Origin of the sequence: Flavobacterium sp., from assembly GCF_043760115.1 — a bacterium.
GTDB lineage: Bacteria > Bacteroidota > Bacteroidia > Flavobacteriales > Flavobacteriaceae > Flavobacterium.
On record NZ_JAYUPK010000024.1, the window covers coordinates 1 to 9901 of the forward strand.

Below are 9901 nucleotides of genomic sequence, written 5' to 3' on the forward strand. Positions count from 1 at the left end.
TGCAAAATTTTTATTTAATTTATAACTCAATCTTATATATTTTCTTAAAAAATATGAAAATGTATAGTCATCATTAAAGTTGTCAGATTTAACGTAATCTTCAATTATATAATGCAATTGTTTAACTTTAGCATACAGAATTTGATTTTCGTTTAATGTTTCATTTACGTTTTTTCTTGCTAATTTTAAATCTTCTTTAGCTTTATTGATTTCAATAGTAGTAAGTTTTTTTGATCTAAAAATAAATGCATCAGCTAACTCTTCGGTTTTATATTTTAAGTTTAATTTATCTGTTTTCATAGCTCATTTTTTTCTAATAATTTAAATAACGAAATGCCTTCTAAAAATATTTGTAAACCTGCTTCTAACATTCCATACTTATTAATGTAGTGTGATCTTAATTCGGTTTTTGGAAATAATGAAACACAAGCGTTTTCTGCATGTTTCTTTACAGCTTCTCTACATGCAAATGCAATTAAATTCTCTGCAATTCCATCATATTTTTTATTTTTACCTCTATTTTCTTTAGATACTGTCAATAGTTTAATTTCAATCCTTTCTTCTTGTTCAAAATGAATGAGTGATATTAAACCTAAAATTTCATCAGAAAAACTAATTCTTAATTTATAAACCAAATTTTCTTTTTCTAAATTCCAATTAAAAAAATAGTTGGCTTTTGTAATTTTTTTATAATCTTCTGCTGTCACTAACTCTATAACAACATTAATTTTTACAGAATTTTCTAGATGAGTAATTCTTTGCATACACAAATGTAAACAAAAAAATTTGCATAAATTGTAAATTATTTACTTTTTATGCAAACTTTTGTTTTTTATTATTTTAAAAAAACATCCTGTTTCTAGAACGCCTTTTTCAATCCTACTTTATCTCATAACTATTATTTTCTTTTTTAACATCTGCCATAAATCCTAATGTGTCAATTGTAATTTTTTTAATTGATGTTCTAGATTTTTCTATTGTAAATTCATAATTAGGATTTCCCCAAGTCCAATCTTTTACGACTGTTCTTTTAATTTGTGGTGTTGGATTTTCCTTTTCAAAACTCATCATTCGCAACGGAATGTAAAAACTTTCTTTTGTTCCATCAGTATATTCTACCAACAAATCTATTGGCATTGGTGTTCTACCTATTCTTTGTAATGAAATTTTAGTTGAATTTCCATCTTCAGAAATTCCTTTAATTGCATAATCAATTGTGTTTAAAGTTTTTGTCCAATCGGTTAAAAACCAATCTAAATTTGCTCCAGAAACTCGTTCGGCAGTTCGTTTAATATCGTTTGGTGTTGGGTGTTTAAATTTGAATTCGCTATAAAATTGTTTTACAGTTTTCATTAAATTTTCTTTTCCTATAATATATTGCAGTTGGGTTAAAAATAATTCTCCTTTAACATAAGATGCAATGCTGTAACTTCTATTTTCATCATATCTATCGGCATGAGTTGTAAGTGGTTGTTCTTTTCCAGATTCTACCAATTTTACATAGGTTTTATAAGAACCTTCAAATGGATTTTCAGCTTTTTTATTGGCAAATTCATTATAAGCCAAATCTTCTATAAAAGAAGTAAAACCTTCGTCCATCCAAGAATTTTTACTTTCGTTACTTGCCAAAACGTGTTGAAACCAAGAATGTCCCATTTCGTGAGTAATTACTCCAATTAAGCCATCTAAATCTCCTTCGCCAAGAATTAAAGTACACATTGCATATTCCATTCCGCCATCGCCACCTTGAATTATAGAATATTGTTGGTACGGATAATTGCCCACAATTTTATTGTAAAACTCCATTGTTTTAACAGTAACTGGTTGTGCTTTTTTCCAGTTTTCTATAATTTTTGGATTGTTTTTGTATAAAAAATGAAGCGTTGCACTGTTTGGAACTTGAACTACATCATGAATATAATTTTTATCTGCAGCCCAAGTAAAATCGTGCACGTTTGGTGCTACAAAATGCCATGTTAGCGTTTTTTGTTTCTTTGGTGTTTTGACAATAATTCCGCTATCTTGATAATTGTAACCTATTTCATTTGGATTTTGTAAATAACCAGTTGAACCTAAAATGTAATTTTTATCGATAGTTATTTTTACATCAAAATTTCCCCAAACTCCATGAAATTCTCTTGCTACATATTGTTCTGCGTGCCAACCTTCAAAGTCAAACTCTGCCATTTTTGGATACCATTGACTCATAGAAAGTTCAATTCCTTCTTTATTATTTCTTCCAGAACGACGAATTTGAACCGGAACTTGACCATTAAAATCTAAACTAAAAACAGTAGAAGTTCCAGGAAGAATTGGTTTAGATAAAGTAACTTCTAGAATAGTTTCTATTTCTTTTACAGTTGTAGAAACTCCATCTTGTTTAAAATTAGAAACGTGCAAAAAGCCAATTTCATTAGGTTTTAGCTTGGCAATTCTACTTTCGTTTCTTGTAGTTTTATCGTCAACTTTTATTTTGTCAACCATTCTTCCGTCAGGATCTTTTACATTTTGTAAGCGCATATCCATCTCGCTTCCAGGTTGAAATGCATTGTTGTATAAATGATAAAAAACCTTTTTTAAAGTATCTTGAGAATTGTTAGTATAAACCAATTCTTGCGTTCCTTTATATTGATAGGTTTTTACATCCATAACAACATTCATTTTATAATCAACTTTTTGTTGCCAATAACTTGAAGATTGAGAAAAAGCATTTGTAGAAGTTAGAATAAGAAATAGGATTATTTTTTTCATAGTCATTTTTAAAAAAGGAAAATTCACAAATTTTAATTCAAATAAATGATAAAACTTGTGAATTTTGAAGTTATATTTTAATTTTTATTTTTTTACCATTTGACCTGCCATTATCAAAGCATTGTATGCATTTACAATTCTTCCAGATTTAGATGCTGTTGTAAATGATGCTTTAGCTTTTTCTTCACCCAAAATAACTTCGGTAGAAATTGCAGTTCCAGAATCCATTAAAATATGTTTTACTTGCGATGCAGTTAATGTTGGATAATATGAACGAACTAAGGCAGCAACTCCAGCAGCATTTGGTGCTGCCATTGATGTTCCGTTTTCGTATTTATATTTCATATTAGGTACTGTTGCATAAATTTTAACTCCAGGAGAAAATACGTCTACATTATTAGCACCAAAATTAGAGAAATCGGCAACTAGTTTAGAGCCATATTCAAAGTTTAATGCTCCAATTGTTATTAAATTATCAGAAAGTTCTGTTCCGTTTTTTTCATCTGTTGGAAAATTGGGTGCAATATCAATATTTTTAGAATCGTTTCCTGCAGCATGAACAATTAAAACGTCTTTACTTTCAGCATATTTTATTGCATCAAAAACCCATTGCGTGTGTGGTGAATAATCTTTTCCAAAACTTCCATTAATTACTTTTGCTCCATTATCTACAGCGTAACGAATTGCCAAAGCAATATCTTTATCATATTCGTCACCATTTGGAACTGCTCTTACTGGTAAAATTACAACATTGTTAGCAACACCATCGCCACCTTTATTGTTTCCACGAAGTTGTGCAATAATTCCAGAAACATGCGTTCCGTGTTCAGCATCAGCAACATCTGGACCTTTTACGTTTCCGTTTCCGTAAAATTTACTGTCCATATTTTCTGGATTATCGCCAGTTTTTCTACCACTAAAATTTACATTTAAATTATAATTTACTTGTCCGTAAACATAATCTACATACGATTTAATTTCATCTTGAAATCCAACTCCAGCTTGTGTAGCAATACTCGTCATTATGGTTTTACTTTTATTCAATTCAGCATCAGTTGTAGAAATTTTCTTTAAATCTTCAATAGTATAAATTTCTTTTTTCAAGTATTTTTTAATGTCTTTATCAGCTTTGTCAATCATATCAACTTGAGGTTTTTGTTGCATCATCTCAGCTAATTTTTTGTCTAATTCTGCTTTTGCTCTTCTGTAAATTTCGCTTCCATCGTCACCTTTTTTAACAATTCTTGTTAATTCTAGATTTTCATCTGTTGCATCGCCAAGAAAATTCCATCCGTGAACATCATCAACATATCCGTTTTTGTCATCGTCAATTTTGTTTCCAGCAATTTCTTTTTTGTTGGTCCAAATTTTTCCTTTTAAATCTTCGTGGTCAATATCTACACCAGAATCTATAACGCCAACAATAACTGTTGTTCCTTTTTTACCTTTTAATAGTTCGGCATAAGCTTTATCAACGCTCATCCCAGGAATAGTATCTTTAGCTAAATCTAAATGACTCCATCGTTGTAAATCGGTTTCTTTTATTGGAGAAGTTTTTAATGCTTGCTTGTCAATGTTAGCAGGATTTGTGCTCATTATTGGAGCAATTGTTGAGTTACAACTTGACAATGCAATTGCCATTAAAGCTGAGATAAAAATGGGTTTTATTAGTTTCATAATATTATATTTTTGTAAAAATTGGTCTAAAAGTATTGTGTTTTGTTACAAGTTAAAAATGATTAACATTAGATTAAGATATCTTCACATTTAAAAACTTCTTTTAATCTGATGCCTTTTTCGGTTTTTTCAACTGTTATAATTTCATTATGCGCATCGTGTTCTAGAAATAAATAATAATTATTTTCAGCAGCAAGTTTTAAAATTTCTGCTTTTTCTGGCAAGGTTAAAAGTGGTCTTGTGTCATAACCCATAACATAAGGCAAAGGTAAATGTCCTGCTGTTGGAATTAAATCGGCACAAAAAAGAATGATTTTACCTTTGTAAAGAATATGTGGCAGCATCATTTTTTCGGTATGACCATCAACAAATAAAATATTGAATCCTAATTCTGGAGAAAATTCATAATCGCATGCTGTTTTGTAAATAAAATTTAGTTGTCCACTTTCTTGAATAGGTAAAATATTTTCAGATAAAAAAGATGCTTTTTCTCTCGGATTTGGATTTGTTGCCCAATTCCAATGACCTTCATTAGTCCAATATTTTGCATTTTTAAAAGCAACTTCGTAACCAGATTTGTCTTTGTTCCAATTTACACATCCACCACAATGATCAAAATGTAAATGCGTCATAAAAACATCGGTAATTTCATCTCTGTGAAAACCATATTTTGCTAGTGATTTATCTAACGAATGATTTCCCCAAAGTGAATAATAGCCAAAAAATTTATCTGATTGTTTGTTTCCCATTCCAGTATCTATCAATATTAATCGATTTTCTTTCTCTATTAAAAGACAACGAGCCGCAATATCTATAAGATTATTTTCATCTGCTGGATTGGTTTTATTCCATATAGTTTTAGGCACAACGCCAAACATTGCACCGCCATCGAGTTTAAAGTTTCCTGCTTCTATTGGGTAAAGTTTCATTTATTCTTGCATTTTATTTTTATAATCAAAAATATGAAGATAACCTTCTTCTTTACTTTCAATTTTTAGTTTATGTTTTTTTGCCAAATCTACAATTTCCTTAGCTTCCAAACTTCCTTTTTCGGCAAGTTCTTTACTTATATCCTTTAAAAGAATTATATTTTGAGTTAATAATTCTCTAGTTTCTCCAACCAATCTTGCCATCATTTTTTCAATGTCTAAATCGGTTACATTCATGTCTAATTTATAAGGATAATTGTCAATATTATAAACCGCGTGAAACTCATCATCAAAACCATATTTTCTGATATAATCTGAAGCTAAAACGGTTGCCTGTTCTCTATCGTGACTTCTTCCTATACTTGCATTTGGTTTGCCAAAAATAATTTCCTCGGCAATTCCGCCAGCTAAATAAATTTTAATTTTATTTACAATACTTTCTTTTGTTTCGTGAATTTGATGTGGAAAAGTAAATCCGCCAGCATAACTACTTGCAATTTTACTTTTTAGTTGTAAAGGTGCCATTCCAGTAACAATCATATATACAACTGCATGTCCGCATTCGTGAACGCTAATATTTACAACGGCATTTTCTTCGTTAGATTGTCTAATTTTATCTATTCGACCAATGTATGGAAGTGTAACTTTTTGCTTACCAATTGTGGCTTCAATTACCTGTGCTTTCTCGTTATAATCAATATTTATTTTCTTTTCATCAGTAGTAATAGCAGTAAAAATAAATTTATTTAAACACGATTCTAAAATGTCAATAATACTACTAAAAACTGGTCGAACACCTTGTACCGGAAAAACACCATTATTATAAATTAAAGTATTAATTTTTTTAGAAATGTTTAATTCTATACCAAATTCTGCTTTTCTAGCTTTAATTATTTTATTGACTTCTGTTGTAATTAATTTTTCGAAATCACTTCTTTTAAGTGAATTATAAATTAAATGAATGTTTCCAAAACGTGCCACTTGTTCTGGTCTAAATTTTTTAGAAAGTGCATTTTTAATATCTACAAAAGTTATTTTTTTAGTAAAAGCGTGAAAAATATCAGCTTCAACATCGGCTTCACTGGTTTGATTTGCCATTTGAAATGCTTCATCAAGATTTCCAGAAATTATTATTAAAGTCTTACTGTGATTGACTGGTTCATAAATTTTCTTCTTTTTTTTAGATTGAATTATCAATTCAATCATCTGTTCCTCAGTCATATCAGTAAGTTCATCAATGTCTTTATCAATTCCCAAATTGGCTTTTAAACTTTTGGCATCCCATGCATTTACAAACGGATTTTCATCAACAACTTCTTCGCCTTTAGATTTTCTTCGAGCAGCATCTTTTTTCTTACTTAAAAACGAATGAAGGTAATAATCAAAATCATATCGGTCTTTTTTACTCAACCTTCCATCGCTTAATAATTCCCAAAAATCTACAAATTTTGTTTGTGGCATTGGTTTTCCTTCTTGATCTAAAGTGTTAAATCGTTGAATTTCGTCAAATAAAACTATGGCAAGTTTTTCGTCATTAATTTCATTATTTTGAAGTATTTGAGAAACGCTTTTGTTCCAGTTACTTTCGTCAATATTACTCAATTCAATTTCAGAAAATCGATCTTGATAATCAATAAATTTTACCATTTTCCTAATTAAATCGGTTTTTCCAACACCAGTCATTCCCCAAAGATTTATAGTTATTGGACGTGTTAAAATTTCTGGAATTAAATACCATATTTGAAGATAATTAATTAAATCATCAATAATAGAGTCAATTCCTATGAATTCTGATTTTAAATAAACTTTACAATCATCTAATTTTTTTTGCCTTGAAGCGATTTCGGTTTTGTTGATTTCTATCATAGGTTGGTTTTTTAAGGTAGTAAATATAAGATATTTCTATGAAAACATAAGTTATAAAAATGTTACAATTAATGGTATACTGTATATTTTGCCGTATATTTGTACTTTATTTAGAAAAATTATAAATAGTTATCAATTAAGTATTAGAAATAGTATTTAATAAAGTTATAGTTAGTATGTAAATTACATAACACCAATAAAAATAATTAACAAAGAGGTTATGATTAAAGTATCTGAATCTGCTAGTAAAAAAATTGTCGATATGATGAAAGACGATGGCTTTGATGCGTCACAAGATTACGTTCGAGTAGGCGTAAAATCTGGTGGTTGCTCAGGTTTGTCTTATGATTTAACTTTTGACAAACAAATAGGTGAGAACGACAAAGTCTTTGAAGATAATAGCATCAAAATTGCTGTAGAAAAAAAGAGTTTCTTGTATCTTGCAGGAACAATTTTAGAATTTTCTGGAGGATTAAACGGAAAAGGATTTGTGTTTAATAATCCAAATGCAAGTAGAACTTGTGGTTGTGGAGAAAGTTTTTCTTTATAATTTAATCAAAAAAAGTTAAACCATTAAGATAGTAAGGTTCATTAAGTTTTAATTTACTTAAATATCTTAATGGTTTTAAAAAAAATAAAATGTCAAAATACACAGAAGACGATTTAAAAATCGAATTAGAAACCAAAGAATATGAGTACGGATTTTATACAGATATAGAATCGGAAACGTTTCCCATTGGTTTAAATGAAGAAATTGTTCGTGCCATTTCTTTGAAAAAAGAAGAGCCAGAATGGATGACTGATTGGCGAATTGAAGCGTTTCGAGCTTGGCAAGAAATGGTAGAACCTGAATGGGCAAATGTTCATTATGAAAAACCCGATTTTCAAGCCATTTCGTATTATTCTGCACCAAAATCTATTGATCCCAATAAAACATTAGACGATGTTGATCCTGAACTTTTAGCAATGTATAAAAAGCTAGGAATAAATGTAGATGAACAGAAAATGATGAATAATATTGCAATGGATATCGTTGTAGATTCAGTTTCTGTTGCAACAACATTTAAGAAAACATTGAACGAAAAAGGAATTATTTTTTGTTCCATATCTGATGCCATTAAACAACATCCAGAATTGGTTCGAAAATATTTAGGAACAGTAATTCCTCAGAAAGATAATTTTTATGCAGCATTGAATTCGGCAGTATTTTCTGATGGCAGTTTTTGCTACATTCCAAAAGGCGTTCGTTGTCCGATGGAATTATCAACTTATTTTAGAATAAATCAAGCAGGAACAGGACAATTTGAAAGAACACTTTTAATAGCCGATGAAGGAAGTTATGTTTCGTATCTTGAAGGTTGTACAGCGCCAAGCAGAGATGAAAATCAGTTGCATGCAGCATGTGTAGAATTGATAGCTTTAGACAATGCCGAAATAAAATATTCAACCGTACAAAACTGGTATCCAGGAAATAAAGAAGGAAAAGGTGGCGTTTTTAATTTTGTTACCAAAAGAGGAATTTGCGAGAAAAGCGCAAAAATTTCGTGGACACAAGTTGAAACTGGTTCAGCAATTACTTGGAAATATCCATCGGTAATTTTGAAAGGCGATAATTCTGTTGGCGAATTTTATTCGATAGCAGTAACCAATAATTTTCAACAAGCTGATACTGGAACTAAGATGATTCACATTGGAAAGAATTCAAAATCGACTATAATTTCCAAAGGAATTTCGGCAGGAAAATCTCAAAACAGTTATCGTGGTTTGGTTAGAATTGGTGCAAATGCTGATAATGCCAGAAATTTTTCACAATGCGATTCGTTGTTGATGGGAAATAATTGTGGTGCGCATACGTTTCCGTATATTGAAAGTAAAAACACTTCGGCAAAAATTGAACACGAAGCAACAACAAGTAAAATTGGCGAAGATCAAGTGTTTTATTGTAACCAAAGAGGTATTCCAACCGAGAAAGCAATTGCGTTAATCGTAAACGGTTTTAGTAAAGAGGTTTTAAACAAATTACCAATGGAATTTGCTGTAGAAGCGCAGAAGTTGTTGGAGATTTCGTTGGAAGGTTCAGTAGGATAATAAAAGTTACAAATTATGGATATAGTTTTAAAAAATGTAAAGAAAAAAGATTTTCCAGTGCTAAAATCATTGGCAAAATCGCTTGGTTTTGAAATTTTACAAGAAGAAAAACCATATAATCTTGAATTTGTAAAAGAAATTTTGGAAGCTGAAAAAAGCATAAAAGAAGGTAGAGGAACTCGAATGACAATGGAGGAATTGAAAGAATTATGCAAATAGAATTTTCTGAAAAAGCAAAAAAGGATTTAGATTTTTGGATAAAGTCTGGAAACAAAGGAATTTTAAATAAAATATATTCTTTAATCGAAGACATTCAATTACATCCATTTGAAGGAATTGGTAAACCTGAAGCTCTGAAACACCAACTTTCGGGAAAATGGTCAAGAAGAATAAATCAAGAACACAGAATTATTTATAAAGTTACCGAAGAAAACACAATTGAAATCCTAGATATTTTATCTTTAAAAGGTCATTACGAATAAAACAAAAATAAATGTTATCAATAAAAAATTTACACGCTTCAATAGAAGACAAAGAAATATTAAAAGGCATCAATCTTGAAATAAATGCTGGAGAAGTTCACGCAATTA

10 protein-coding genes and 1 pseudogene are annotated in these 9901 nt (G+C 29.8%); 5 read left to right on the forward strand and 6 right to left on the reverse strand.

The window, feature by feature from the left end; all coding sequences use genetic code 11:
- The 6 genes from ACH2BC_RS02070 to ACH2BC_RS02095 form a co-directional block, all read right to left on the reverse strand.
- Positions 1-300 (reverse strand): hypothetical protein (locus ACH2BC_RS02070; RefSeq protein WP_395052318.1); only part of this gene is annotated, 300 nt, incomplete at its 3' end.
- Positions 297-764 carry an N-acetyltransferase gene (locus ACH2BC_RS02075; RefSeq protein ID WP_395052319.1) on the reverse strand — a complete coding sequence of 156 codons (468 nt, stop codon included), beginning with the start codon at positions 762-764 and terminating at the stop codon, positions 297-299. The genes ACH2BC_RS02075 and ACH2BC_RS02070, both read right to left, overlap by 4 nt.
- Positions 765-879: 115 nt before the next feature.
- Positions 880-2751, reverse strand: coding sequence for a M1 family metallopeptidase (locus ACH2BC_RS02080; protein ID WP_395052320.1), 1872 nt, complete (start codon positions 2749-2751; stop codon positions 880-882).
- Positions 2752-2835: 84 nt separating this feature from the next.
- Entirely contained in the window at positions 2836-4428 is a 1593-nt protein-coding gene (locus ACH2BC_RS02085) for a S8 family peptidase (protein ID WP_395052322.1), read from the reverse strand.
- A 68-nt stretch (positions 4429-4496) separates the two neighbouring features.
- Positions 4497-5357 carry an MBL fold metallo-hydrolase gene (locus tag ACH2BC_RS02090; RefSeq protein ID WP_395052323.1) on the reverse strand — a complete coding sequence of 287 codons (861 nt, stop codon included), beginning with the start codon at positions 5355-5357 and terminating at the stop codon, positions 4497-4499.
- Positions 5358-7223, reverse strand: a complete 1866-nt coding sequence (locus ACH2BC_RS02095; protein ID WP_395052324.1) for an AAA family ATPase — start codon at positions 7221-7223, stop codon at positions 5358-5360.
- Between the two features lie 220 nt (positions 7224-7443).
- Here ACH2BC_RS02095 and ACH2BC_RS02100 point away from each other — a divergent pair, with 220 nt between their 5' ends.
- From ACH2BC_RS02100 to sufC, 5 genes and pseudogenes are all read left to right on the forward strand, one after another.
- Positions 7444-7773 (forward strand): HesB/IscA family protein, encoded by a 330-nt coding sequence (locus ACH2BC_RS02100; protein ID WP_395052326.1) that lies wholly within the window; start codon positions 7444-7446, stop codon positions 7771-7773.
- 89 nt (positions 7774-7862) lie between these two features.
- The gene (gene sufB, locus ACH2BC_RS02105; RefSeq protein WP_395052327.1) at positions 7863-9311 is read left to right on the forward strand and encodes a Fe-S cluster assembly protein SufB; all 1449 of its coding nucleotides are present in this window, start codon (positions 7863-7865) and stop codon (positions 9309-9311) included.
- A 15-nt stretch (positions 9312-9326) separates the two neighbouring features.
- Positions 9327-9530: a DUF2683 family protein gene (locus tag ACH2BC_RS02110; protein WP_395052328.1), complete on the forward strand. Its 204-nt coding sequence runs from the start codon at positions 9327-9329 to the stop codon at positions 9528-9530.
- Positions 9521-9793, forward strand: coding sequence for a Txe/YoeB family addiction module toxin (locus ACH2BC_RS02115; protein ID WP_395052329.1), 273 nt, complete (start codon positions 9521-9523; stop codon positions 9791-9793). The genes ACH2BC_RS02110 and ACH2BC_RS02115 overlap by 10 nt, the downstream gene beginning before the upstream one ends.
- Before the next feature lie 11 nt (positions 9794-9804).
- A pseudogene (sufC, locus tag ACH2BC_RS02120) lies at positions 9805-9901 on the forward strand (Fe-S cluster assembly ATPase SufC); the annotation flags it as partial.